At 52.3% G+C, this 25,920-nt stretch carries 27 protein-coding genes and 1 pseudogene; 10 read left to right on the top strand and 18 right to left on the bottom strand.

The window, feature by feature from the left end; translation table 11 throughout:
- Positions 1-120: 120 nt before the first annotated feature.
- The 6 genes from EJN92_RS07945 to EJN92_RS07920 form a co-directional block, all read right to left on the bottom strand.
- Positions 121-741 (bottom strand): PEP-CTERM sorting domain-containing protein, encoded by a 621-nt coding sequence (locus EJN92_RS07945; RefSeq protein WP_126127326.1) that lies wholly within the window; start codon positions 739-741, stop codon positions 121-123.
- Positions 742-1,290: 549 nt separating this feature from the next.
- Positions 1,291-1,713, bottom strand: a complete 423-nt coding sequence (locus EJN92_RS07940; RefSeq protein WP_126127325.1) for an SRPBCC family protein — start codon at positions 1,711-1,713, stop codon at positions 1,291-1,293.
- Between the two features lie 153 nt (positions 1,714-1,866).
- Positions 1,867-2,241: a nuclear transport factor 2 family protein gene (locus EJN92_RS07935; RefSeq protein WP_126127324.1), complete on the bottom strand. Its 375-nt coding sequence runs from the start codon at positions 2,239-2,241 to the stop codon at positions 1,867-1,869.
- A gap of 144 nt (positions 2,242-2,385) precedes the next feature.
- Complete coding sequence (locus EJN92_RS07930) at positions 2,386-3,135, bottom strand: ubiquinone/menaquinone biosynthesis methyltransferase (protein WP_126127323.1); 750 nt, start codon at positions 3,133-3,135, stop codon at positions 2,386-2,388.
- A 322-nt stretch (positions 3,136-3,457) separates the two neighbouring features.
- Complete coding sequence (locus tag EJN92_RS07925) at positions 3,458-3,982, bottom strand: RNA polymerase sigma factor (protein WP_126127322.1); 525 nt, start codon at positions 3,980-3,982, stop codon at positions 3,458-3,460.
- A 97-nt stretch (positions 3,983-4,079) separates the two neighbouring features.
- On the bottom strand, positions 4,080-4,286 hold the full coding sequence (locus tag EJN92_RS07920) for a YgaP family membrane protein (RefSeq protein ID WP_126127321.1): 207 nt from the start codon (positions 4,284-4,286) through the stop codon (positions 4,080-4,082).
- Positions 4,287-4,593: 307 nt separating this feature from the next.
- On the opposite strand from EJN92_RS07920, the gene EJN92_RS07915 reads away from it, so the two are divergent.
- Together EJN92_RS07915 and EJN92_RS07910 are read left to right on the top strand one after the other, a co-directional pair.
- A complete protein-coding gene (locus EJN92_RS07915; protein ID WP_126127320.1) occupies positions 4,594-5,463 on the top strand; it encodes an ABC transporter ATP-binding protein in 870 nt (289 codons plus the stop codon).
- Positions 5,460-7,043, top strand: a complete 1,584-nt coding sequence (locus tag EJN92_RS07910; RefSeq protein ID WP_126127319.1) for a hypothetical protein — start codon at positions 5,460-5,462, stop codon at positions 7,041-7,043. Before EJN92_RS07915 ends, EJN92_RS07910 begins: the two co-directional genes overlap by 4 nt.
- Before the next feature lie 107 nt (positions 7,044-7,150).
- On the opposite strand, the gene EJN92_RS07905 is transcribed toward EJN92_RS07910, so the two are convergent.
- Both EJN92_RS07905 and EJN92_RS21990 read right to left on the bottom strand, forming a co-directional pair.
- Positions 7,151-7,927 carry a substrate-binding periplasmic protein gene (locus tag EJN92_RS07905; RefSeq protein WP_126127318.1) on the bottom strand — a complete coding sequence of 259 codons (777 nt, stop codon included), beginning with the start codon at positions 7,925-7,927 and terminating at the stop codon, positions 7,151-7,153.
- Between the two features lie 232 nt (positions 7,928-8,159).
- Positions 8,160-8,282, bottom strand: a complete 123-nt coding sequence (locus EJN92_RS21990) for a hypothetical protein (protein WP_265415600.1) — start codon at positions 8,280-8,282, stop codon at positions 8,160-8,162.
- 57 nt (positions 8,283-8,339) lie between these two features.
- On the opposite strand from EJN92_RS21990, the gene EJN92_RS07900 reads away from it, so the two are divergent.
- From EJN92_RS07900 to EJN92_RS07890, 3 genes are all read left to right on the top strand, one after another.
- Positions 8,340-9,383, top strand: coding sequence for a MerR family transcriptional regulator (locus tag EJN92_RS07900; RefSeq protein WP_126127317.1), 1,044 nt, complete (start codon positions 8,340-8,342; stop codon positions 9,381-9,383).
- Positions 9,384-9,561: 178 nt separating this feature from the next.
- The gene (locus EJN92_RS07895; protein WP_126127316.1) at positions 9,562-10,194 is read left to right on the top strand and encodes a PEP-CTERM sorting domain-containing protein; all 633 of its coding nucleotides are present in this window, start codon (positions 9,562-9,564) and stop codon (positions 10,192-10,194) included.
- Between the two features lie 194 nt (positions 10,195-10,388).
- Complete coding sequence (locus EJN92_RS07890; protein ID WP_126127315.1) at positions 10,389-11,015, top strand: hypothetical protein; 627 nt, start codon at positions 10,389-10,391, stop codon at positions 11,013-11,015.
- Positions 11,016-11,157: 142 nt separating this feature from the next.
- Here EJN92_RS07890 and EJN92_RS07885 read toward each other — a convergent pair whose 3' ends face one another.
- On the bottom strand, positions 11,158-12,039 hold the full coding sequence (locus EJN92_RS07885; protein WP_126127314.1) for a DMT family transporter: 882 nt from the start codon (positions 12,037-12,039) through the stop codon (positions 11,158-11,160).
- A 165-nt stretch (positions 12,040-12,204) separates the two neighbouring features.
- Here EJN92_RS07885 and EJN92_RS07880 point away from each other — a divergent pair, with 165 nt between their 5' ends.
- A complete protein-coding gene (locus tag EJN92_RS07880; RefSeq protein ID WP_126127313.1) occupies positions 12,205-12,573 on the top strand; it encodes an MmcQ/YjbR family DNA-binding protein in 369 nt (122 codons plus the stop codon).
- Between the two features lie 92 nt (positions 12,574-12,665).
- Positions 12,666-12,851 (top strand): annotated as a pseudogene (locus EJN92_RS22120) (restriction endonuclease); the annotation flags it as partial.
- A gap of 65 nt (positions 12,852-12,916) precedes the next feature.
- On the opposite strand, the gene EJN92_RS07875 reads toward EJN92_RS22120, so the two are convergent.
- From EJN92_RS07875 to EJN92_RS07855, 5 genes are all read right to left on the bottom strand, one after another.
- Positions 12,917-13,339: a hypothetical protein gene (locus tag EJN92_RS07875; RefSeq protein WP_126127312.1), complete on the bottom strand. Its 423-nt coding sequence runs from the start codon at positions 13,337-13,339 to the stop codon at positions 12,917-12,919.
- Complete coding sequence (locus EJN92_RS07870) at positions 13,290-13,910, bottom strand: nucleotidyltransferase domain-containing protein (RefSeq protein WP_126127311.1); 621 nt, start codon at positions 13,908-13,910, stop codon at positions 13,290-13,292. The genes EJN92_RS07875 and EJN92_RS07870 overlap by 50 nt, the downstream gene beginning before the upstream one ends.
- A 192-nt stretch (positions 13,911-14,102) precedes the next feature.
- Positions 14,103-14,708 (bottom strand): chromate transporter, encoded by a 606-nt coding sequence (locus EJN92_RS07865; RefSeq protein WP_126127310.1) that lies wholly within the window; start codon positions 14,706-14,708, stop codon positions 14,103-14,105.
- Positions 14,705-15,280: a chromate transporter gene (locus tag EJN92_RS07860; protein WP_126127309.1), complete on the bottom strand. Its 576-nt coding sequence runs from the start codon at positions 15,278-15,280 to the stop codon at positions 14,705-14,707. Before EJN92_RS07860 ends, EJN92_RS07865 begins: the two co-directional genes overlap by 4 nt.
- 102 nt (positions 15,281-15,382) lie before the next feature.
- Entirely contained in the window at positions 15,383-15,877 is a 495-nt protein-coding gene (locus EJN92_RS07855; RefSeq protein ID WP_126127308.1) for a phage regulatory CII family protein, read from the bottom strand.
- A 202-nt stretch (positions 15,878-16,079) separates the two neighbouring features.
- On the opposite strand from EJN92_RS07855, the gene EJN92_RS07850 reads away from it, so the two are divergent.
- Positions 16,080-16,862 carry a hypothetical protein gene (locus EJN92_RS07850; protein WP_126127307.1) on the top strand — a complete coding sequence of 261 codons (783 nt, stop codon included), beginning with the start codon at positions 16,080-16,082 and terminating at the stop codon, positions 16,860-16,862.
- A 56-nt stretch (positions 16,863-16,918) separates the two neighbouring features.
- Here EJN92_RS07850 and EJN92_RS07845 read toward each other — a convergent pair whose 3' ends face one another.
- The 4 genes from EJN92_RS07845 to EJN92_RS07830 form a co-directional block, all read right to left on the bottom strand.
- Positions 16,919-17,830: a methylglyoxal synthase gene (locus EJN92_RS07845; RefSeq protein WP_126127306.1), complete on the bottom strand. Its 912-nt coding sequence runs from the start codon at positions 17,828-17,830 to the stop codon at positions 16,919-16,921.
- A 76-nt stretch (positions 17,831-17,906) separates the two neighbouring features.
- Positions 17,907-19,193: a bifunctional diguanylate cyclase/phosphodiesterase gene (locus EJN92_RS07840; protein WP_170174888.1), complete on the bottom strand. Its 1,287-nt coding sequence runs from the start codon at positions 19,191-19,193 to the stop codon at positions 17,907-17,909.
- A complete protein-coding gene (locus EJN92_RS07835; protein ID WP_126127304.1) occupies positions 19,193-20,926 on the bottom strand; it encodes an HD-GYP domain-containing protein in 1,734 nt (577 codons plus the stop codon). The genes EJN92_RS07840 and EJN92_RS07835 overlap by 1 nt, the downstream gene beginning before the upstream one ends.
- Before the next feature lie 196 nt (positions 20,927-21,122).
- Entirely contained in the window at positions 21,123-21,785 is a 663-nt protein-coding gene (locus EJN92_RS07830) for a GGDEF domain-containing protein (RefSeq protein ID WP_126127303.1), read from the bottom strand.
- Between the two features lie 102 nt (positions 21,786-21,887).
- Here EJN92_RS07830 and EJN92_RS07825 point away from each other — a divergent pair, with 102 nt between their 5' ends.
- Both EJN92_RS07825 and EJN92_RS07820 read left to right on the top strand, forming a co-directional pair.
- A complete protein-coding gene (locus EJN92_RS07825; protein ID WP_126127302.1) occupies positions 21,888-22,817 on the top strand; it encodes a 1-aminocyclopropane-1-carboxylate deaminase/D-cysteine desulfhydrase in 930 nt (309 codons plus the stop codon).
- A gap of 281 nt (positions 22,818-23,098) precedes the next feature.
- Entirely contained in the window at positions 23,099-25,918 is a 2,820-nt protein-coding gene (locus EJN92_RS07820) for an ATP-binding protein (RefSeq protein ID WP_126127301.1), read from the top strand.
- Positions 25,919-25,920 lie beyond the last annotated feature (2 nt).

Genomic DNA, 25,920 nt, shown 5'->3' with positions numbered 1-25,920 from the left:
TACCTTAAAGGGTCTATTGCATTCGCCATGATTGGGAGTGCAGGTCAAATCTCAACTAACGCAAACAACAAACAAAAAAAGCCACCTTAGAACAGGTGGCTTTTTTACCGAGAAGTATGCTTATGCAGATTTACGACGGAGATATGCTAAAGCAACGAGGCCAAGGCCAAACATTGCGATCGATGTTGGTTCTGGAACATTTTGTTGCGTCGCTGTTTGAAATTTGAAGTTATCCATGTTGAAGAAATGATTGGAGCTCCCTGAGATTGAGAAACGAATTTCATCAAACGCATTGCTATCCGTGACACCGATCATATAGGTGGAGTAGATATCATCGTTTGGCTTGTTAAAATTGTACGTGCCTAAAAGTACGTTGTTGTTATAGACACCTAAAGTGATCACATCTTGCTGCCAATATTCTGCATAGAAACCAACAGAGCTAACTGTGCTGGAGAATTTAGCCCCCCATGTATCAGTGCGGTTAGGTGCATAGTAAGTGTTCGCTGAGGTCGATGAAAAAACGCCATCACCACTTGTCTGTCCAACGATTTGACCACTGAACGTAACGCCATTAGCAGTGTATTGTGTTGATACTAAAGTACCGTCTCCAATCGTATTAAAGTTAACCAAGTTGGACGCAGCATCATATTCTGCTTGGGTGATTTGGGAAGCGTTCGCTGTCATCAAAATAGAGGATAACGCAGCCATTAAAATGATAGAAATAAGTTTGGAATTTTTCATTTATGAGACTTTAAAATAGTGAGATTTAGAAGTTTCAATATAAGCAATTATTATGCCACTCATAGAAATATGTTATAAATCAATAGCTTATCTTTTTTATTGCGTGCGTGTGTAAAATATTTCGACAGTTTTACGCGTGTAATGGCAAGAGCGACCACATGCCTGACAACACCTAACGGTTACAGCCCGTAGGCTGGGTTATTCAGCCCAGCATCCCTTTCCACATCTAGCCGATAATTTCAATTTGCGACTGCTCTTTGTTGCCATGTGCATGCTGGGTTGATGAAGCTTTAACCCAGCCTACCGCGCTGAAGCTGATGAGTTATTACGCAGACTCTTCGATCTGGGAATTACCCGGCAGTCGTTAATGCCAAGCCTCGACAATGCTGCTGCAAGCTATTCGTACGCAAAAGCACTTTTCGATAAATAAGCTTTGTAGTGCAGTTCGTAGGCTGGGCTAGTAAGCCCAGCATCCCTTCCCACATTCAGTCGATAATTTCAATTAGCAGCTGCTCTTTGTTGCCATGTGCATGCTGGGTTGATGAAGCTTTAACCCAGCCTACCGGGTTGTTTGGCTTCAACGTGTCTGGCAAAATTATCTAAGATAGCTTGCCATCCTTGACGTTGTTGTTCCACCAGATGCTCGGTTTCGGCGTCGAAGCTGACGCGTAGCTTGACGCCAAGTTCGTTCTCTATGAATTCGACTACCCCAGTACGGTCGCCGAAGGTATACTCGATTAGCTCGTGAGGCACGATCTTGGTATAGGTACCTGCGAAGTCAAAACCGAAGCTACCGTCTTTGGCCTCCATGCGCGATGAAAACGCCCCACCGGCACGCAAATCGACGCTGGCTTGGGTCGTGTGCCAATCATCAGAAGCCGCATTCCATTGCTTGATGTCGTCCGGCGTGGTGTAAGCGCTCCAGACTTTGGCGATGGGCGCTTTGACGATGGTTTCTACCGAAATTTTCATGGTCTTACTCCTTGTGGTTGACAACTATGTTTGAAAGTAAATGGGTGTGCGGCGTAACTCGTAGGCTGGGCTAGTAAGCCCAGCATTCCTATCCACATTTAGCCGACAATTTTAATTTGCTGCTGCTCTTTGTTGTTGTGTGTTGCGTTGTGCTTAGGAATTGAGATAGTCATGCGGAACCGGTAAACCCTGCGCTTTAAAGAACGATAGTTGATCAAAATATCCCTTCTGATGGCAGATTTTTTCATCCCTAAACTGGAAGAACCCGCAACCTTTCAAACCGAGTGGGTCTCGCCATTGAAGAATCGCAGTATCTCCGCACTCATAGATACGCTCTTCGATACACACCATCTTTGCTCGAGCGAAATCGACCTCAAGCAATTTGCGGATTGCCGAGCGGCCTACCAAAGGTTCAGCAAGAACGGCCTGCTCATTAACAGCGTCTTCCGCGTACATCTCCGCCAAGCCTTGTATGTCTGCTGCATTGAACCTGGCGACCCACTCTCTCATCAATTCTGTCGGTGTCATACGCATTTCTCCTCTTGATAAATCACTAGCTGGTCAGCCCAGTATCCCTATCCACATCTAGCCGACAATTTCAATTTGCCGCTGTTCATTGTGACCATGTTCTTGCTGGGTTGATGAAGCTTTAACCCAGCCGACCGCGCTTTGTTAAGGCCTCTTGCGTGGTTTGCGCGCGCTGTGTATCGCGACGATACCAAGTGATAGTCGCTCGAATTCGACCTCCTCGAAGCCATGGTTTAGCAACTCTTGAGCAAACTGCTCGGCGGATGGGAAGTCGCGAACACCTTGTAATAAGTAGCTGTACGCAGACGCGTCACCACCGCTTGCCAGCCAGCCGAGCGCTGGCATGCAGACGGCCATGTATGTCAGATAGGCGCGATGTAGTAACTTCCAGCGAATATTGGATGCTTCTAAGACGATGAGTCTGCCTCCTGGCGTGAGAACTCGCAGCGCTTCCTGGATTGCTAGGTGGCGGTTGCAGATTTTCAGGCCGAGTGAAATAGAGTATGCGTCGATACTATCTGTCGGTATGGACGGCATGTTCTCGGCATCAAGCAGTCTGAGGCTCAGCGTATCTTGGAAGGAGCGTAGGCGTTGTTCTGCGATTGCGAGCATCTTTGTGCTCACGTCTGATGCGATGACTGTGCGTCCTTGAGTTGAAGCATCGGCTAGTACGCGAAGAATGATGTCGCCGGTTCCGGTCGCGCCATCGAGTAGCGTACGCCACTCTTCATTTGCTATACGCCGTGCGACGCGCCGTTTCCAGAGTCTGTGAATACCAAAGCTAAATACATCGCATAGCTGGTCGTAGCGAGCCGCAATGCGGCCAAAGACATCATCGTTCTGCCATGCGAATTCGGCAGCGTTTTGCTGCGCTGCGGTGTCATCAGTGCTCATTGATAATACTGTTTAATAGCGTAGACCCGCCGCACCGGAACGCAAAAAAATAAGATCCGCGAGCAGCTTGCGGCGGATAAAGTTTGTTCGACTTTAGCGCCAATAGGGCGCTTAGGAATGGAATTGTAAGCGAAACGTTTATTAAATTACTAGCAATTTGACATGCAATCGTGCAAGCGCACGCAAACGATTTCTCAAATCGAAAACCCATCCCGCATATCCCACGCGCCCTACAGGCCGAAATGCTGCCAGCAGGCGCAGCCAGATTGCGTGATCGTTTTTAAATGTGGGCTTGCCGTAAGCTAGGCTTGGCGCAAGCTGCTTATTGGCTACCCAGCAAATACTCGCGAGCTAGCAGGCGGGCGCGGTGTAGGCGGCTTTTGCTGGCGCCTGGGGTTAGTCCTAAATGCTGGGCGATTTCGCCTATGGTGAGTTCTTCAAAATCTCTCAGTAAGATGATCTCTCGATAGTCTTGCGGCAGCGATTCTAGTGCCTGTATCAGTTCTAGTCGCAATTGATCGGTGCTGCGTGTGTTTAGCCAGCTTTCTAGTTTTTCTTCTTCGTAGGGATCGTAGCGCAGCATTTTACGACCGAGCCGGCGGCATTCGCGTGCCACTACTTTAAACAGCCAGCCAGAAAATGCCGCCAGCGCTTGTACCGTGCCGATTTTGCGCGAGAGTATCAGCAGGCTTTCTTGTACCGCATCGTCGACATCGCTGATGGCGCAATGGCGTTGTGCATAGCGGCGTATATCGGGCTGGCATAAGATCAGCACATGATTGAGCGCGCTGGGGTCACCGATCTTGGCGGCAGTGAGTAAGCCGAGATTTTGTTCTGATAATTTCATGCTGTTTTACCCGCATTTTGTAAGCAATTTTGCTGCTGATTTTGCTAGCACTACCGGGGGCAGATGATGCGCCCGGTTGTGCTTATTTTTCTTAGACTTATTGGTCTTTAGTGATGCGGCGTCCGGCCATGGCGCACATAGGGCAAAAGCCGACCAGGCCAGTGAGAGCGAAGCCAACTGCCGAAGCGGCTAGCAACAGCGCGGTGTTGCCACTAAAAAAATAAAAACTCGCTGCCACTGCCAAGGCTGAAGCAATGATACGTGCCAGACGTTCCCACGCGGGTAAATTTTTTGCATATAACATGATGTTTTCCAGTTCCAGGTGATGAGGACATCCCTCACCAACTAAGAGGCGAGTATCTGCAGTTTGGATACGCGCTTGGAAAAATATATTTTTAGGACTTAGGCAATACCGCCCCAGCGTCGTTGCAAGCGCCTAGCCGCAGCAATTTTGCCTAAGTCCTCATTTTCTTAAACCGCGATTTGCGCTTTAAACCGCCTATTTTTCGCTCTGGCCCAAGCTTTAGGCAGCCTGTCGGGTGGTGCTGGCTTGCCCTCACTTGGCGCAGTACAGTGCTAGCCTGATTACAGACTCTGCGAGGAAGCGCATCATGCTGGAAATACGCCAAGTAGTAAAAACCTATGGAAAAAATGCGCCAGCGGTTGACCATGTGAGCTTGTCGCTGACGCAGGGCGTGGTGGGTCTGATCGGCCACAATGGTGCCGGTAAAACCAGCCTGATGCAGATGATCGCGACGCTCACGCGCCCCAGCAGCGGGCAGATCTTGTTTCAGGGCGTCGACATCGTCAAAAACCCGAATGCGATACGCCAACGCCTGGGTTATTTGCCGCAGGATTTTGGCGTGTACGCTAATCTCAGCGCGCTCGAATTTTTGCAGTATTTTGCAGCGCTCAAAGGGGTGCGCAATCCGGCGCGCCTGTTGCAGTTGCTAGAAATGCTGAACCTGCATGAACACGCGCATAAACCGGCATCTACTTTTTCTGGCGGTATGCGGCGTCGCTTAGGCATCGCGCAAGCGTTGATCAATGATCCCGATATTCTGATCGTCGATGAACCCACCGCCGGTCTCGATCCGGAAGAGCGCTTACGGTTTCGCAATTTACTGGCCGAGCTGGGGTTTAAAAAACTGGTGATCATGTCCACCCATATCGTCTCTGATGTGGCGAGTATCGCCAGCGAGTTGGCGATTATGCGTCAGGGCAAATTGATCGCCCATCAAAGCCCGGACGTCTTCCTGCAACAAGCGCGCGGCCAGATCTGGTCGGCACAGGTCGCCCACAGCGATTTTGAGGCGCTCTCTGCCAGGGTCAATGTGTTGCAGGCACAGCGTAGCGGTAGCAGCGTGAATCTACGTATCGCCCATCCGCACAGCCCCTGCGCAGACGCCGCGCTGGCCGAACCTAGTCTGGAAGAAGCCTTGATGGCGCAACGCTACGCCAGCCTGGAGCAAGCCGCATGAAGCTGCATCTACATTTGCATTTACATCTTCTGCTTAGCCTGGTGCAACTAGAACTAAGGCTGCGGCTGCGTCGCCTCAGCACCGTGCTGGTGTTGCTATTGGTAGCGGCTGGTACCTGGGCCATGATACTTGACCCTAAAACCGGGGCCGCAATGATGGTGGTCAATGGCACCCGCACTGCTTACAATAGTGCCGCACTGGCGCTGGGCAGCGCCACCTTAAGCGCCATGCTATTAGGCTTTGTTGGCTTTTATCTGGTGCGCGGCCGGGTGCGCGAAGATCTGCGCCAGGGCCTCGCCAGCGTGATCGCCAGCACGCCAGTCAGCAGCGCCTGGTTTTTACTGGGACGCTGGCTAGGCAATGTCGCCTACCTGAGTCTGATAGGCAGCGTAGTGATGCTGACCATCATGCTCAAGCAAGCGCTAATTGGTGTCGGCGCTATACAGCCGCTGCTGTATCTGCAAAGCTATGCCCTGATGCTGCTGCCGCTGATCTTTTTTTGTAGTAGTTGCGCGCTCTTGTTCGATAGCTTTGTGCCTTTGATGGGTAAGTTCGGTGATCTGTTGTATTTCATCGTCTGGTGCGTGGTCTTGGTGGCGCAAGGCGAGGCGGGCCGCGCCATTAGCACCGATGGATCAGCCATTATGCTGTTCGATTTTTTCGGCATGAGCAGCATCATGCTGATCTTGCTGCATCATTTTGGAACCACCGCGATTGCCTTAGGCGGCGGCCCGTTTAATCCCGCCATGACACCGCTGCTGTTACCCGACGCGCTGTGGTGGTCACTGCCGATTTATTACCGGCTCGCTTGCGGTGCGGTGGCACTGACGCCGCTAGTACCGGCGCTGCTGCTGTTTCACCGCTATTCAGGCGATAAGCTCAAGCCTAGCCTCAGCAACAGCCGCCGTAGCCCTTTGCAGTGGCTCAATCAGGCCTTGCGCCCGCTGGCGGCACTGGCGCGGCCGGTGTTTGCGCTGGCCACGCGCGTGCCAGGCTTGGGCGGCCAACTGATTGCGGAGTTGGCCCTAAGTCTGGCCAGTGCGCCAGCGGCTATCCTAGCCTTACTGTTGATGCCGCTGCTGGCGCTGGCTGCACCCGCCGCCAGTTTGTCTGGCCTCATGCTGGTCGCTACTTTGGTATGGTTATTGTGGATTGCAGATATCGCCAGCCGCGATTATCAGGCCGATACCGAGCACCTGGTACACGCCACCCGCGGCGGCGCGACTAGCCGCTATCTGCGCCATCTGGCGACACCGATCCTACTCGGCTGGCTGTTATTGCTGCCAATTGGCCTGCCCTTGTTCGCCAGCCAGCCGACCAGCCTGCTGGCCTTGCTGGTCGGTATCTGCAGCCTGGCCGCTGCCGCCACTTTGCTGGGGCGCTGCACCGGCAGCGCGCGCAGCTTTCTGGCACTCTCTTTGTTTTGGTTATATGTGGCGATCAATGCGAACGACGTCGCCTGGATAGACCTGCTGGGCTTTAACGGTGCCGCCGATAGCGCATCGATCACGCAGCATGCCCTGATCACGCTGGCGCTGCTAGTGACAGGCTATGCACATACAATCAGGCGGGCTCGCTGAATCAAAGGCGGACATAGAGCTATGGAGTTGACGCTCGCAAAGCAAGCCAGCGCAATAAGTCCGGCTTAAGCGTTCATCCAGGCTAGGCAGGCTGAGTAAATATTTGCCTAGAATCGCAGGAAGGCACTTACATAATCGCCGCGCTCTTTGATCACGGCCTCTAGGGCTTTTTCGTAGCGGGCTCCTAAGTTTGCCGCATCTTTTTTATTGAAAACGGTGTAACCGGGGGTGGCAGGCTCGGGTAGCTCCACAATCCGAATCGCGGCCGCCACGCCTGAGACTTTGGCTTCGTAGCGCAACACGAAGGTATCTGGTGCATAGACCGCGTCCAGACGGCCTAGCATCAATTTTTTAAAATTGCGCACAAACATATCTTGACCACCGCCAACGAGCTCCAGGTTGAGGCCAGCTTGGCGCATGCTGGGCGATAGATACTGCCCTAGAAAAATACCAATTCGCATGCCCTGGAGTGCATCGGCGGATGGCAGCACGGTCACCTTAGAGCTCGCAGCAACAGCCAAACCGGCGCGTGCTTGGTACAGCGATTGGGCTGGGAAAAAATACTTGGCTTCGCGCTCAGGGTTTTTGACGAGCAGCAAAATGGCATCGAGTTCACCAGCATCGAGCATTTTCAGCAGACGCGGCATAGGCAGTTGCTGGAAGTTGACTGTTGGTGCCCCCATGCGCTGCGCCACTAGCCGGAACATATCGACTGCGGCACCCGATGCCTTGCCTGCCGCATCCTGCGTAGCATGCGGCGGCAGATCAAAATAACCAACCCGCAAAGCCTGAGCCTGAGTGCTGATTGACAGCGATAGTAACAGCGACAGACCCGCGATAAGCAAGCGCAACAGAGGCATCCAGAAAGTACGGAAACTAAGCATTTTTCAATCTTATCGGTTTGAAGTGAACAATGTAGACTCAAGCACCCACCTCGCACAAGCGATTTATGTGACTGAGTTTATTGCTTGTGATCAGACAAGAAGACTGCGTTTAACATTACATGGGGCAAGTGATATGGCTTAGTTTAGGATACTACTATGAACGTCAAAAAATCTAAGAGCTGTCAACGCCGGGATGCTGTTGCAGCGCTGAGGAAAAACGGAGGCCTATTTCTTAGTTGAAAATCCCAAACAGCACCCGGCCAGCGCGCATATCCCATGCGGCTTGCCAGCCAGGCAGGCCGAAGAAGCGCATGGAATATGCGCGCTGGCGTATCGCTGCTGCAAAAATATACAATAGTGCTTGACCCTGACCTTAGGTGAGGCTGGAAAGTTGCGTTATGGAGGTGAGGCTATGTTACTAAAGATAGGTGAATTGGCTAGCCGTAGCGGCTTAACGGTGCGTACTTTGCATCACTACGATGAGCTGGGGCTGCTCGCGCCATCCGCGCGCAGCGAGGCTGGCTACCGGCTGTATAACCGCAACGATGTGGCGCGCTTGCACCGCATTTTGGCCTTGCGCCAACTCGGCTTGTCTTTAGCCGAGGTAGCTACCACGCTGGCGAGTGAAGGCGAGGCTTTGCCAGGTCTGATAGCGCGCCAATTACAGGCCTTGAATCTGCAGATCAGCCAGGCAGTGCGTTTACGTGATCGCCTTAGTAATTTGCAGGACACGCTGCAACAGGCGCAGCAAGGCGGGCTTGAACCGGAATTGGCCGATTGGCTGGCTACTTTGGAGTTGATGACGATGTATGACAAATATTTCAGCAGCGATGAGCAGGCCGAGCTGCAGCGACGCAAGAACGATCCGGTGGTGGCTGAGGCGCAATTGAGCTGGCCAGTCTTGATCGCAGAAGTGAAACAGTTGATGGCAGCGGCGTGTCCAGTGGACGAGCCCAGAGTGCTGCAGGCGGCTCAGCGCTGGTCTGATCTGGTCAGGCAATTTACCGGTGGTAAACCCGACCTGATGGTGAAATCGGCGCAGATGATGCTGCAAGAGAGCGGCGTGCAAGCGCAAACCGGCATAGACCCAGCCATGATGGCGTATATGGCCGCGGCCTTGGCCGAGCAACGTTTAGCCATTTATGCACGCTATCTAAATCCGGCCGAGATGCAAAAACTACGCAGCAGCTATGGCAAAAACGGGCTAGCATGGCTACCCCTGATCGCTCGTGTGCGCGCCTTGATGCACGCCGCTGCGGCGGCAGATTCGGCGCAGGTGCAGGCCGCTTGCGCCGAATGGGAGCAACTCACGCAAGCCTTTGCCGGCGTCGATCCGGGCACGCGTCAGAAAATGTGGCTAGCGCTGCAGCAAGAGCCGCAGCGCTTGGCACGTACCGGTGTCGATCAGGCGCTGCTGGCCTTTGTGCGAGCCGCCGGGGTGGATGCGGTCTGTTGAGAATGCACGCTGGTTGGGCAGCGCGATTGTCGATATAGCTGTCGACTTTTTTTACAATCGATCTGTTATTTTTTTCACAAATGCAGCATTAACTGATTGATTTGCTTCATTTAAATTGTTTCGGCATGGAAAATGCTTACTCCCGGACACCACCAATAATAATTCAGGGAGATTCATCATGAAGTCGATATTCCGTTCACAGCTAGCCATCTTCATCCTCGGTTTTATGGCAATGGCGACCGCGCTTTCTAGCGTCGCGGCACCGATTACGCGCAATTTTGATGAGCTAGGTGCACCCGTCGATTGTTGTTTTGGCAGTGGCGCATACAATGTGGTCAGCTATCCGGATCTGACCGTGAGTTCAGGAGCTAGCGCGGTGGTGATGAATTCATCTGGCTGGTCGAACATGCAAACCTCGGGCTTAAATTTATATGGCACTTTAGATGGCTATATCGACCTCACTTTCTCTAGCCTGGTGAATAGTCTCAATTTTGACATCATCAATGGCACCAGCCCGTTTACTTTCACCGCCAGTTTTTTCGACATTTTCGACAATCTGATCGAAGTCGATTTAATGGGTTTAAATAGTTTCGGGACAGCGGGATCGGTAGGGCATATCGCCGGCAGCGTGGGCAATATCGCGAAAGTCAGAATTTCAGGAAATGAAGATTTCGCCATCGACACGATTAGTTTTGAAATAGCCAGGAGCGAAGTACCAGAACCGGCTAGCCTGGCCTTATTCGCCTTAGGCTTACTCAGTTGCGTAGGCATGCTGATGCTGCAAGCCAGACGACGCCAGCAGCGTTATTAAGTAGCGAGATTCAGCAAGCAAAACGCCCGCTAGTTTGCGGGCGTTTTGTTTTATGCATCCTGCTTTTACAGACCGCTGTTTCTAGAATTGAGCGATGGCATGTAAAATAAGCCGCTTGATAGTCTATGCGTTGCCGCTTCTTGCATGCGACTATTGCCTGAAAAATTCTGAACATAGGCTGGCCCGGATAAAAAATGAAATCGATGTACCGCATACGTCTTAGACTACTTTTACCGGCCGCCATCGTGCTATCGCAACTGATCTCACCAGCGCTAGCGGCAGTGGCGCAAACGCAAACCTTTCCTGCCAAATTCAGCCGTGACGAAAGTCTGTTACTGGAGCAGGTTGTGTGCGGACAAAAATATGGGATGGCGCTGGCCGAGATCGATGCACGCGCCTTTGAAGCGAACGCCAGTGCCGCCAATTATGCCGACGTCAAATGCCGCCCGCACGCGCGCCTTGAGGGGCAGCCGCTGTACTACGTGGCGCAATGCGTGCGCAGCGCGAAACAATGGAGCTGCGCCCAAGCCGAGTTAGAAACCCTGGTCCAGCTCAGGCAGCGTCAGTTAGTGATGCGCCCCGGCAGCTTAGATCCGAAACTGGCTTACCAGGCTGTGCAAAAAATTAGCGGCTATGGGTATTTTCAAGCCAAATCTCTCGACGCCGCACTACAATCAACCTGCAACCTGGGCCAGGGCGAGACCCCCGATCTGATCGAAATATCCTGCCAGCACTGGGCGATTACGGTCTCATTTTGGTGCCCGGCTACAGAACCGAAAACCCCTTGTCCACGCGTGATTTTTATGGGCGAACGCCGTTAGAAAATGCGGATTTCGTCCGCGTCTGTTTTTGAATGGCTACCGCGACCGGTGTGCGATTACGCTTTGCTAATCGCACCTACTTTGTCGAAATAAATTCCGAAGAACATCGTGCGCCTTTGCCGCGAGAATAAAAAGGCTACTCCTAAAAATTCCCCAACGCGATCACACCTGTCGCGATGCAGAGCGCACCGATGAGGCGTTGTAGTCTGTCGCCTTCACCTAGTAAGTGGCCGCCGATCAGGGCGGCGAATAGCATGGAGACTTCGCGCGCGGGTGCGACATGGCTCAGTGGTGCGCTTTGCATAGCGTATAGCACCAGCACGTAGGAGATAGGGCTGATGGTGCCGACGATCAGGGCGTATTTCCATTCCAGCCGCCAGGAGGTCAGCGTCGCTTGCTTATCGCGCAGCAGGGCTGGCAGCAGCAGCGCCAGACGGATGAAGTTGCCGAAGTAGTCGACCAGAATAGGCGAGATCAGGATGACTTTGACGGCATAGCCATCGAGCACGGTATAGCTGGCGATAAACAAGCCGGTCAACAGACCGTAATAAATACCCTTGCGCAGGCGCAGCTGTTGGGTCTGATCCTTAAGTTGGCGAAATAAACGCGGACCGCCAGCAATCAGAAACACGCCACCGACCACCGCAATCACGCCTAGCGCGCCGATCAGTGACATACGCTCGCCTAAAAAAAGTAGCGCCGCACCGGATGAGATCAAAGGGCCGAAGCCACGCGCCAGCGGATACACCACGGTCAGGTCGGCCTTGCGGTAACCACGCAACAGGGTGATGAAATACAGCACATGCAAAACCCCGCTGGCGCCGACAAAACTCCATTCCAGCCAGCCCCAATCGGGCACGACATCCCAGCCGAAATACAGGCCAACTGGGGCCCAGACCAGCATCATGATGAGGCTGGTGAAACCAGCAAAGCGCACATCGCCACCAGCTTTTTTGGCCGCGATATTCCATAGTGCGTGAATTAAACCGGCGAGCAGGACGAGCAGAAAGGCGGAATGGGACATGTGGCGCGTTGTAAAGTACAGAGGGCGCTAGTGTAACAAAGCCAAGTGGCAAACACTGCATGAGTTCGCGAGTATTTGCTGCGCCCTCAGGCGCTATGCGCAATCCGCTTGCGCTTCACCAAGGATTTTTGCGATGATGCGCTAAGATTATTTTTGAGAAAACTGATGAATACAAAACAGCTTAAAGACTATTGCAGCAGCTTGCCACAGGTAGAGTGTGCCGTATTTTCTGCCCCCTCGAATATTTTGGTGTACTCGGTACTGGGCAAAAAATTTGCCTATTTTAAGACTAGCGCACCCGAGCAATGGCGCTTTAGCTTGCGCGTGACGCCCGAGCGTTTCCTCGAACTGACCGACCAGGCTGGCATTAAACCGGCGCGGTATATGCACAGATTTCATTGGGTCAGTATCGTTGCGGTCGCCAGTGTCGATCCTGATTATTTGCGCGAGCTGATAGACTGGTCGTACGCTAAGGCTTGCAGTACTCTGAGTAAAAAAGTGCAAAAGCAGCTTGCGGCCACCACACCAAAATGAAGCAAGGATGCTCACGCTTTGTTTAGGTTTTCGTTAAAGTGGCGGCTCGCTAGCGTGCTTCAAGCGCTAGGCGATGATCTCATCTACCAAGTTGGTTCAAAGTCGATACGCCCGTCGGTCCCTATAACCCAGATTGGGCGATCGTGTTTGAAAAGAGTTCTCGCGTTTATCTGGAAAGTGAAACCGAGAGCACCTTGAACGCGACGAAGCGGCGACAGGAAGAAAACGACAAAATCTTATGCGGCGAAAAACACTTTGCCGCGATTGGTGTGGATTATTCAGTGGCGACTAGTATGCGGGATGTCGTACAGGATCTGACTGCGCGGGCGATGATGGGAAATTCTCACCCTAATGCCGTCACAGCATCCAGCAAAACCGCAACATGCTCAATCAGCTCTTCAACAAAACCCAGTGTGACATCGAGATCGCCCTCATATTCCGCCAGGTTGCGCTTGTTGTGTGCTTGATTGAGGATGAGCCATTGTTCTGGTTTGAATTGCAGGGTGTGTTCCAGACACTGAAACACCAGATAACGGTTTTCGCTGCGGTAACCATGTGCGCGTAAGGCGGCCAGTGCCGCTGCATGTGCGGCATTGTAGGCGAGATCGAAACGGCTTTCTAATGCGAGACTGACTTGCCTGGCATCCTGTAGTCGTACTCTTGATGAACGCAATAATCCAGCCAATTCGCGCGCATCAGGTGCTTCTAGCTTTAATTTATTTATCCGTGCCAGGTTGGCTAATTGCGCTGATTCGGGCAATGTCATGCTCTACTCCTTTCACAAAAATTTTGGGCTGTTCTAGTACGCGCATGATGAATGATCTGCCTTCGCTAACGCGTTGCTTGAATTCATCGTGAGAATACAGCGTGGGATTAATGACTCGCCCGAGTTGGGTCTGGGCAGACTGTAAGGCTGTCAGCAGTTGCGCGTTGCTAGCCAATTCGCCCACTACCATTAAATCAATATCACTGCCTGCATGTTCGCTGCCTTTTGCTATTGATCCATAGACGAATGCCAATTCTATTTGCGGCCATAGCGCTTGCAAAGCGGTGCGCAGTACATCGGCGACACCAAAGGTTTTTAAGACGATGCCGCGTAACTCAGCGAAGATGGGTGCCTCGTGATTGGCTTGGTAGTGTTTTTGATTGCCGATTTTTTGTGCGGTGATCAAGCTTGCGGCTTCGAGACGCGCTAATTCGCGCTGTACCGCACCTGACCCCGAGTCGGCCAAGGTGATGATTTCGTTCGCATAGAACGAGCGATCCGGCTGGCCAAATAAGACCGTCAGGACTCGCTGTTGTGTTTTAGAAAATAATGCATCTGAATAAATACCCATATTGGGCATGATACCACCCAATATGGGTATGATCAATCCGTAAAATGGTATTTTGTATGGGAGATTGAGCTTTAAAATCGCACTGGCCTAACGCGCATATCCCATGCGGTCTACAGCCCGGCATGCCCGCCAACCCGCATGGGATATGCGCGTTGGCGGGGGTGCTGAAAATTTTATTCGCTCAGTCGAGCATTAAATCCAGCCGAACCAGCCCAGTGTGGCACCGGCTGCCAGCAACCATAGCAAATGCATTTTGGTGCGCCAGACGATTACGGCGCAGCTTGCGGTGAGTAGCCAGATCGGCCAGTCCTGGCGCAGTGTTTGATGCGCGCTGGCCATGATCCAGCCGGTCGCCAGTAACAGTCCGATGACGATAGGCGCCATGCCGAGTTTGAAAGCGCGTACTGCGCGCAGTTCGCGGTTTTGGTGGCCCCAACGCGCCGCTACAAAGGTCAGCGTGGTGCTGGGGATGAGGATGCCGCCCATGGTGGCCAGCACGCCTAGTAAACCGGCCCAGATGCTACCGGTGTTGAGCCCGACGTTCCAGCCCATCAAGGCAACGAATAAGACATTCGGCCCAGGTGCCGCCTGCGCAATCGCCACCGAAGAATTAAATTGCGCATCAGTGAGCCAGTGCTGTTGATCGACCAGATAGCGGTGCATGTCGGGCAGAGTAGAAATGGCGCCGCCGATAGATAGTAGCGACAGCATCATGTAGTGCATAAAAAGATGCAGCCAATCCTGCCATTGCAGACTGAGTTGCTGCGCCACCTGCAAGCTGCTGGCCACCGCGCTCATGCGCCTAGCTTTCGGTATGCTAGACAGCAGGCCGCGCCGCCTAAACTGATCAGCACATAGATCAGCGGTATCCGCAGCCAGCCTATGCTGACGAAGCACAGTGCACTAAACAGTAAGCAGCTGCGCCAGCCTAAGGGATTGTTGTTGAGGGCGGGTGCCAGTTTGAGGGCGGTGGCAATGATCATGCCGGCAGTCACGGCACTCATGCCGCGCAATGCGCCTGCCACGCCAGGATGGGTGGCGACCTGGGCATACAGCAAGGCCACCAGTAACACGATGAGCAGGGGCAGGCTCAGCATGCCCGCCAGTGCGGCCAGCGCGCCCGGCAAACCGAAGTAACGGCTGCCTATCATCATCGATAGATTGACCACATTCGGGCCGGGCATGATTTGCGCAACCGCCCAGTCCTCTATGAATTCTTCTTTCGTCAACCAGCGTTTTTTCTCAACCAGTTCGCGCTGGACTATCGCCAGTACGCCGCCAAAACCTTGTAGCGCTAATAAGGTGAAAGAGATAAATAAATCCGCCAACGATGTTGGCTGAGGATGGGGGGCAACGGCAGGTTTTGGCATGATGCGCTAAAGTGATTTTATGCGCGCCGGGTGAGCCATGAGAGCGCGCTCATAGCCCTCATTGTAAAGCAGGCGCAGCGATCTTGCTGACCGGCTTACCGGCTACTCTTCGTCTTCGCCTAAGTGATGGATGCGAATACGGGCACGCCATTCGCCCAATGCGGTCAAGGCTCCGAGAAATTCTTTTTCGATCAGATCGGCCTCGGCCACGCTGATGACACCATCCATCAAGGCATCTGACACAGCCTCGGCCACACTGCCGACCTGACTCATCACGCGGCACACGGTTTGCGACAAATCGTCTTTACTAATTTGATCCGGTTCCGGCACACGGAAAGCCGCCATGCCATGCCGTCCCAGCAGCGCATGCAGCGGTAATAAAGCATCCTTAACACCAGCCTGATGACAATGTTCAACGATCATCGAAAGTTCTTCAAACGAGGGGTAGTGGGTCTCGATGCCGGGGGCTAATTTATTGCGTAAGACGTTGACCGAAATTTGCATGCGTAGTGCTAATGCCTCTAGTCCGCCGGGATAGGCGCGCGCCACTTTATACAGAGCATCATGCTGATTCATATCCGAGTATCTGCGTGTCATGGTGAATTTCCTTTTTTATTACCGATGATTTTTGTCTTTTTGCTCATTATGCTGTGTCTACGCAAAATCATGCATACAGCGTCAAGTGCATGGATTGTACAGAGTTGATGCCGATTTATCCATGGAGTGCGGAACTCCGGATGGCATCAAAAATTGACGTAGTGAAGTAAAGTGATTTTCCACCTACACGAGAGGAATTACCATGAGCAATTTGAACGGTTGGGGTTTGACAGCGCGCTTGATCAGCAAACATTTCGGCGTGCTCGGCGATAAAGTGTCGGAGGCGATCGCCAATTTTGATCCAGAAACCGCGACTGAGGCCGATCGCGACCGACTCGCCGATACGCTGCGTGAAACCGCGCAAAAACTGGCCAGCGCACGCGCTTCTTTTGATAAAGAGCAGGCCGATGTAATCAAGCTGCGTGCCTTGATAGAGAATGACGAAAAGGCTAGCGGCACTTTGGCCGACAGGCTCGCTGCCGGTAAGATTTCAGAAGCCACAGTGAGCTTGTTCTGTGACGAACTGGAAGCGAATAAATCCAGATTGCCGCTAGAAGTTCAAGAGCAAGCTGACGCTCAGGAATACATGGGCGAGTTGCAAAAAATCGTCGATGCTTTGTCACAGCAATTAGCCGAGTTTGATGCGACGGCCAAAAAAGCCATGCAAAATCTGGCTTCGGCCAAGGCGCAGAAAGACTTGCAGGAATTGCGGGTAGAGCGCCAGAGTCAGCTCAGTAGTTTGTCTGGTTTAAAAGGACAATCGAGTGCCTTGAACGCCTTGACCAGACGTGCGCAAACGGTCAGCAATGAAGCGGCCGGCATGCGTATCGTGGCCGACATAGGTCAAAAACCTTTGGATCAGGCGGCTGAGATCGATGCTATCAGAAAATCGGTCAGTCAGGCAGACACCAGCGCTGAGAGTACTGTAGACAGATTAAAACGTCTGTCGGCCAAGCCGCAAGATCCTGTGATGGCTGCTGCCTAAGCTGCCTAAGCCTCAAACCAGCGCCTCGATTGATCGGGGCGCTGTTTATTTGTGGCTCAGCAAGCTAGTGCCATGCGTTTTGAGATTAGTTCTAGCCAACGATCTGCGCCGCCAGTTTCGCTCACGACCAGCGCGAAATTGCTGACGGTGCGGGCGGCACGTTCGAGTAACTGGATATCGGCCTCATGCTGGCGTGCCACATGCGGATCTTCTAAAAACAAGATGCGGCGGATTTTTCTATCTAACACCAGTTCGGCAATTTGCGCATCGCCGCCCAAAGGGCCGGACATAAACGGCTGTACCCAATTGCGTCCGGCCTGTTCCCCCTTAATTTTTTGGGCCAGCTGATTCAGTAAACCGCCGGTGGTGCCGGTGGCGTAGCGATGGGAAAATTGGTCTAACAAAGCGAAGTGTTTTTCTGCCATCGCCAGCATGCGTTCTTTCATTGCATCATGGGCGATCAGGGCGATACCCTCGTGCTGTAGCGCGTAGCTAGCGTTTAATGCTGGGTTTGCTGCAGCACCGTTGGCGACGGCTTCTAAATCTAGCCATTCGCGGGCGCTGGCCAAGGTCGACAAGAAGGGCTTTTTGTGGATCACGCATTGACGTTTTAGCGCCTGCGCTTCCGGGAACACCGAAGAAGGATCGACCGGATCGATCAGGTAAATCACCGCATCAACTGCACGCAAAGGATCGCTATCGACCACTCTTGCCACCAGTTTCATCAAGCCGCCTTCGCGACCATAAGGGAAGCGCTGATGTTGGCCGCAAGCAGATAGCAGATCGTGAGAAATGATGGCATCTAAGGTCCGTCCCACCACGATCCACTCTGGCTGCAAGTGGGCGATCGCATCGCGTGATCCGCGCAGTAATTGCACTAAAGCCGAGTCCGGAGCATCTTGATGTGAGCGATTGGCGATCAGACCTATGCGCAGCGCGCGTGGCTTACTTGGAGAATTCTGCAGCATGACGGCTTTCTAAAGGGGAAACATCAAACATTCAAAAATGCGCGATTAGTCTTCGCGTAAAACCGTATACAGCAGATTACTTGCCATGAAAATTGCGGCACCATTCTATTAATGCCTCGCCCGGCATAGGTTTGGCGAAAAAATAGCCCTGAATCTGATCGCAGCCCATCGCTTCTAGCGCTGCCAAAGTATGTGCTTCTTCTACCCCTTCGGCGACCACCGGCAGACCAAAATTATGACCCAGACCGATGATACTCTGGACGATTTGCTTATCGGCGCTAGACTCGGTCATGCCATGAATAAACATCCTATCGATTTTTAATTCATCGATAGGGAAGCGTCGCAAATAAGCCAGCGAAGAATAACCGGTGCCAAAATCATCGATGGATAAATGAAAGCCCAGGTTTTTTAATTCGAACAGTAGATTGGTGGTGTGCTCAATATCGTGGATCAGCGCGCTCTCGGTGATTTCTAAACCGATACTGCTAGCCGGTACATTCCAGATACTCAGCGCGCGTTCCAGAATTTTGGGTAATTGCTCGTGGCTGAGTAAGCGCGCCGAAAGATTTACCCAGACCAGCATGTTCATTCCTGCAGCGCGCCATGCCACGTGTTGTGCCAGCACCTGATTGAACACGCGCATGGTGAGTAACTCTATAAGTCCGCAGCGCTCTACGGTATCAATCAAGACCGTGGTCGCCAGCGCCAGCGCATGATCGGCCGGCCAGCGTACTAAAGCTTCGACCGACACCACGGTTTTCGTGCGTACATCGACCTTAGGCTGATAACGCATCTCCAGCCGGTTGCTGTCTAATACTTCTTCTATCGCGCTGAGTAGATCTTGCGGCAAGTTGCTCAGGTCTTGCTGGGATTCGGCCAACAGAAATTTGTGGTTATCTCTACGGGCATTTTTCTGCGCAGCATCGGCAGCACGCAGTATTGCCATGGCTGATAGCCCGTGCATGGGAGCGCAGGCTATTCCTACCGTGGGATTAAAAAATATGGTTTGGGTCTCAATCTTGAAGGGCGTGTTTAAGGCATTGAGTAAACGATGGACGGCGAGTATGCCTAAGGCTTCTGAGGCTAACTGCGGCAACATAAACCAGCATTCATCTTCATTGACGAAGACATATTTATCTTTGCTGCGTAACAGCGGCTGTATCTGCTTTAGAAATTCCTGGCGCGTTTGCAGCGCATAGTCGGCCATTAACAAGGCCGCAATCCGCTCGCTACGACGCAGTGATACGGCCAATACCGCGACCGATGCGCTAGCGCTGGCGCCTCGTATTTCGTCTTCAAGCGCAGCAATGAAAGCATCCAGAGTAGAAAATTCGCAGTTGCTAGAGGGAGAGAGAGTAGGCATCATGAGGCTCGATAAAAATCGCGATACACTAAACCGTAAGCGCCGTCAGGCAAACCACGGAGAATTTTTTTACGTCGGTTTTCTGCATCTATTTTTTGTCGCATCAGGTCGCATAACGCAGGCTTATCTAAGATGCTTTTATCCGCCGCGGTCAAGAGTAAAACCTTGGGTTCCAGTCGTCTGACTTTATTATGTTCGAGCACGATCGCCACTTCACCTGAGGATAGTTCTATCATGCTACCCACCGGAAAAACCCCGATAGCCTGTACAAATTCTTCTACCAGCGGTGCATGCAATTTAGTGCCGGCTTCTTTGAATAACTCTTTCATGGCGTCAAAGGATGAGCGCGTGACGTCGTACGGGCGTTCCGAGGTCATGGCCGCGAAACTATCGGCAATCGCAGAAATTCGCCCAAACAAGCTGATCCCAGCGCCTGATATGCCTTGCGGATAGCCACTGCCATCGAGGCGTTCATGATGCTCGCTAATGCCGAGTAAAATATTCTGATTCATTGCCCGGTCGGCACTGAGCATATTCACTGCAGCATTTACATGGGTTTGCATCATGCTATGTTCGTCTGCGCTGAATTTGTCGGGTTTGCTCCATAAACTGTCAGGTAACTCCAGTTTTCCTATATCGAGCAGCAGACCGACAAATCCCAATTCGGTCAACTGTTGGCGCGAAAATCCGAGTTGGCGTCCCAAGGTCATCATGTAGATGGCTACTTTTAAGCCGTGCGCGTAGGTTTCCGAATTTTCTGAGCGCATGCGCAATAACCACATCAGCGCTGAGGGGTTGGAAATCACACTCTCGGTCAGCAATTCTACGGTTGGCGCAACTTCGACCAGGGCGATGTTGCGATCGCTGGTAATTTCTTCGGATAATTTCTTGAGCAGGCAATCCGCTTTTTCGATTGCAGTACGGGCATATACGACTTCCTGCTGCAGCGTAGAATGATCTTTGTAGACCACCAAATGCATGGTTTTTGGAATGTAGGCGCGTTTTCTCGGGCGAAATATTTGCTTGCGAATATTCTGACCACGCTGCACCCGCTTATCTTTTTCCCTTTGTTCTTGCCAATTTCTCCAATGTTCTAACCAGTCTAGTTTGGCAAACACAGCATCGCGCGGAAAAAGCGTTTGCAGTACCTGACTAAATTCGAAGGTCGAGGATGGTTGAAATCTCGATGAGCGACCAGGTTTTTTCAGTCTCGCGTTGGCCGCAGCGACGCTGTCGGGCGTCGGGTCGTAGCGCAAATAATAGGGTTTGGGTTGGACTCTTGCTTGAGCGCCATGGGTACTTCCAGTGTGTCTATCGAACACATTATTTTTGGGGCGTCGTAACTGGCCAGGCTTAGTCTCAGCGTTGTGGCGCCAGCTGGCGATTTTTTGCCATAGTGAGGCCGACTCTGGCGCCGGCAAATGAGAGACGAAAACCCTGGTTTCTGGTACGAAGGCGGCATCTGCCGCGCTTTCCAGCTCTACCGGCACATGCAGAGATTCCCAATGCAGATGTAGTAAAGACTTGGGATTACTACGCAGTGGATCGATGACTAATTCTTTGACCATGGCTTGCAGCGATTGCAAATCCAGCACTTCGGTCAATAGAAAACCTTGCAGCATGAAGGGCGTTTGAGTCCACGGCCGGTCTAATTCTGCAACGAACATGCCAACTCTTAAATCATCCACACTTATGCGTAAGGCTTGACAGAGCGAGCGGCTAGATTGACTCATGCCAGGTTTGCCTTTGGAGGAAATGAGAAAGTAGAACCATGATTAATCAGCATGTGGCGATGGTAATTCAAATAAGAGTCGCAGTTTGATAAAAATACCACGATTTGTCTATATAAAAAGTGTATTCGAAAGATAAGCTGCGCCTAGGCTTAAATACTTGTCTGCTAGTATGAAGGCCTGCGGTCCGCACCAAATTTTATTCGCTGGCATTTGCATCGTAGCTAGGTAAATCCGCCTCGATTTGCGCAATCTGTCCTGCGCCTAGGGCTTTGGCTTTCTTGAGTGCCTCCGAGGCGCGTGCCAACATTTTATCAGCGCTATCACCGGGCGCGTTGGCGGTGAGTCCTGTACAAAAGCTGATATTTCGGCCTGGCACGGTGTTGCTCCAGTCGACCTCCGTAATGCGCGCTTGCAGGCGCGCGATCGCTTTAAGGCTTTGATCTAGCCAGGTGGTGGGCATGACGATGGCAAATTCGGTGGCGGCAACCCTACCGAAAGAGTCTAAAGTGCGCAACATGGTATTGGCTTGTGCCGTCACCATTTGCAGGATGTGCTTAGTCGCGTCCTGACCAAATTGCTCCATGATCTCGGGTAAATGGTCGATGCCGATGACCGCAAAGCTAAAGCTATGACCGGTGCGTAGTGAGCGTTCTAACTCGAACTCCAGCTTGGCTAGTAGGGCGCGTCGATTCAACGCGCCCGTCAAAGAGTCGTGGGTGGCGAGCGTCTGCAATTGCGACAAGACCGTCTCTAGCATAGGCAAAATCTCTTCGCGCGGGCCGCCTTGCTTCAGCTGAGCGATCGCTAGCGTGAGTTGCTGTTGGGCATAGGGAACCGATTGCTTGGTGTTACGAGGCATGCTGGTCTCCGTTGGAGGGGGCAAATAGGGCAAATAGGGCAAATAGGGCAAATAGGGCTAAAATGTCTACTCTACCATTTGAATGTCATTGAGCAAGCTTTCATGCAATTATTTCAGGATATTCAGCATTTTTCCCCCTTGCAAGTGTTTAAAAGCCGCTTTTTCCCTGGAATACAGTTGTGGGTCAAGCGGGATGATCTCTTGCATCCCATGGTCTCGGGAAATAAATTTCGCAAGCTCAAATACCCGTTACTCGCCTTGCAAGGCTGTTCGCCTAGTCTGGTGACCATGGGGGGCGCCTGGTCGAATCACCTGCACGCCACTGCGCATGCGGCTAACTTGGCCGGCTATCCAGCGCAAGCTCTGGTACGTGGCTATGCTCAGGATCAAGGCCAGAACAGCGCGACGCTGGACGATTGCCGGGCGTTAGGGATGCAAATACAGTTCGTATCGCGCGACACGTATCGACACTTGCGCGCCGACCCCGATGCCTGGCGCTCGCACGTCAGCGGCCTGCGCGAGCCGCATGTCTGGTTGCCGGAAGGCGGTAGTGACCCGGCAGCATTGCCGGGCGTGGCTGAACTGGTGGCTGAGCTCGTCAGCGATTTAGGCCAGACTCCCGATACGGTGCTGGTGGCCTGCGGTACTGGCGCTACTTTGGCCGGCATACTGGCTGGAATGCAGGGAAATGGCCGGGTGTTGGGAGTGGCGGCGATCAAAAATGCAGAATATTTACATGCGGAAATTGCCAGCTTATTGCAGCGTGCCGGCTACCCATCGTATCAAAATTACGAATTATTAGGTGATTTTCATCATGGCGGTTATGCCAAGGCACCGCCAGCATTGCGCCAGTTCTGCGCCGAACTTACCGCCGAGACTGGGCTTCCGCTCGAACCTGTTTACACGGGGAAAATGTTTTATGCCTTACATCAATTAGTTATGGCAGGAAAATTTCGAGCGGGCGAAAATGTTGTGGCGATACACACAGGCGGGCTCCAGGGCGCGCGCGGCTTTGATACAGATACCCGGTAGGAGTATGGCTTAAAACATGGCAAAACGCACATATTCTATATACGCGGCTAAATAATACCCCCCATATAATCGATATTCTTGGAAGCCTGGCCAGACTTGATCAAGCTAGAAAAATTTGCCCTGATTTAACAAAATGTAGCCCGCGTCTTAATTCATTGTATTATTTCGCAGAAATTTTATTTCTATGGCTGAGCGCTGAACGCTGCGGGCAGAGACAATTTTTGTTCGTCTAAGTCCCAATTTGCAAGTTTCCCTAACTCTGAGGCGGCACTGTATTAAGGATGGATATATTCGTTACCAATGACGAAGTAGTGCAAGCGGAGACTGCTTTACCTGGCTTAGTGCAAAAAGCGCGGCTGCAGACTTTGCTGTTTTTGGCCTGGCATTTACGCCAAAGAGATAGCGCGCGCGCCTTGGCCTTAAGCACAGAGGCAGAAATTCTGATCCTGGTATTGGCACCGGCCTTGCTCACCGCCGATGAAGATGCGCTATACAGTGCGCGCCTGCTACTGGTAAGGGCTGAGCTCAAGTTACTGTATTCCGCCTTGGGCGAAGCACAACAGATGGCAAGGGCGGCTTTGCTGGAGTTTCAGCGTATCGAGGGTGTCGCCGCCCAGCAAGGCTGTTTAGATGCGCATTATCTGTTGGCAATGCTGGGCTTGCGCCAGGGTGTACCAGCCATCGTCGAAGCAGAATTAGCACTGGCCGCTGCACTGGCGCAAACTTGTCAAGATGGCGCCAGAGAAATTGCCGTGCAAGCTTTCCAGGCGATCCAGACTAGTTATCAGAATCTACCGCTGGCGCTGGAGCGCTGGCAATTACATTTCCAGGTGCTGGCGAATGATTTCTCACCAGGCATAGCATGTTGCGCCAATGAATTTTTGTTTTATGGTGCTTCCACCTCGGGTAATTTTGCCCAGGCGGCTGCCTATGGTTTGCAAGCCTATGAATATGCTTTGCAGAGCGGGCAAATTTCTAAGGCGATTGGCATAGGCAGCAATATCGGAGATTCTTTCAATAATCTCAATGATCACCAGTCTGCGCTGCAATGGATGCAGCGTAGTCTGGATCTTGCAAGGTCCACCGCCTGGCCAGTCAGTGTCGGCAATTGCCTGACCCAAATGGCCGAAACCTTGCGCAAATTAGGCCGCCTGGACGCCGCCAAAGAAATGCTGGACGAGGCCTTGCCGCTAGTGGCTTCTATGCGCGATTCACGTCAACATCTGATGGCCTTGCGTTATCTGGGAGATCTCTTGCTCGATCAGGGCGAGTATTTCACAGCGCTTGATTGTTTCAGCGAATTACAAGAACGAGCAGATCAAAGTAAGCAAGTGGATTATAAGATTGGAGCACGGCGTGGTCGCGCCCATGCCCTGTCGCAACTAGGGCGACCGCAAGAGGCATTGCTAGTGGCCGCGCAAGCGCTGCAACTGACACTGGAAAAAGAAGACAAGGCCAGAAAAATTGATGTGCTGCGGGTTTTGGCGACGATTTATACTCAGCATAATTTACCCAAGCCAGGCGAGATATCCGCTGCCAGTGCTAGCTTACATTATTTGCAATTAGCACTCGATACGACCAAGACAATACATGGCTACAGTGTGCCTAGCGAGTTACTCGAAGAGATCGCCGATGCACAGGCTGCGGTCGGTAATTATCAAAAGGCGTTTAAATTTAGCCGTCAGGCCATCGCTGCCCGTGAAAAAATCCACACGCAAGAGGCTGCCAACCGCGCCACTGCGGTGCAACTGAGTAATCATACCGAGCGCATGCGTGCCGAGGCGGAGCACTTACGTCAGTTGGCCAATGCCGAAGCCGATAGAGCCGAGGTATTGCAAAAATCGAGTGCGATCTTGTCCTTGTTAGGCGATATCGGTCAGGAGATTACCGCCAGTCTGGATGCCGATGCGGTATTTCAGACCATTAATCGGCATGTGCAGGGCTTGCTGCATGTTACTGCCTTCGTGATTTACCTGATGGATGCCGATCAACAGAGCATGAGTTCGGCCTTTGGGGTCGAGAACGGCGTGCCTATCGAGCCAGACACCATACAACTTTCAGATCCGACTTCTCGTTCCGTCCAATGCATAGCCGAGCGACGCGAAATCATGACGGAAATTACCGCCGATGAAGAGATCCCCGGCTTGATACCGGGCACAGAGCGCGTCCTGAGCATGTTGTTTGCGCCCTTGATCATCGCCGACAAAGTATTGGGGGTAATGACGATACAGTCGTCCAGAGAACATGCGTATGGGGACAGCGAGCGTATGATTTTCCGTTCACTGTGCGCCTACGGTGCGATTGCCCTGAGCAATGCCGACGCCTATCTGCGCCTGAAGCAAACCCAGGCATACTTAGTCGCACAAGAAAAATTGGCGGCGCTAGGCGCCTTGGTGGCGGGTGTTGCGCACGAGCTCAATACGCCTATAGGCAATTGCCTGCTGGTGGCCAGCACAGTACAAGATAATAGTAAAAAGCTTATCCATAAACTGAGCGATCAAAGTCTGCGCCGCTCTGAATTGACGGCTTATTGTGAAGAGGTTAAAAGTTCTGCAGACATCATGATGCGCGGCTTAACCAGCGCCGCCACCCTGATCAGTAGCTTTAAACAAGTGGCGGTAGACCGCACCTCAGAGCAGCGTCGGAGTTTTGATTTACAGCAGGTGCTCAAAGACATTGTCGCTACCTTAAATATCCGAATCAGCCATGCCGGGCATGCGATACGGCTAGAGGTGGCCAGCAATATCAAGATGGACAGCTATCCCGGTTCCTTGGGTCAGGTGATTACCAATCTGATAGAAAACGCGATTCTGCACGCTTTTGAAGGTGAGCAAATCGGGAATATGCTGATCAAGGCCAGCAGTATCGATGGCAAACGGGTCTTGTTAGAGTTTTCGGATGATGGCAGCGGCATCCCGGCTGAAAATTTGACGCGTATTTTTGACCCGTTTTTCACCACCAAACTTGGGCAAGGTGGCAGTGGTCTGGGTCTGAATATCTGCTACAACATCGTCACTTCTATCTTAAACGGCCAGATCAGCGTGCACAGTGAAGTTGGTGCTGGTACGCGCTTTAGCCTAGATCTGCCGCTCTCAATTTAAGC

This window comes from Undibacterium parvum (assembly GCF_003955735.1).
Taxonomy (GTDB): Bacteria; Pseudomonadota; Gammaproteobacteria; order Burkholderiales; family Burkholderiaceae_D; genus Undibacterium; species Undibacterium parvum.
The sequence above is the reverse complement of the archived record's forward strand: the minus strand, read 5'-3'. Positions and strand labels throughout refer to the sequence as shown.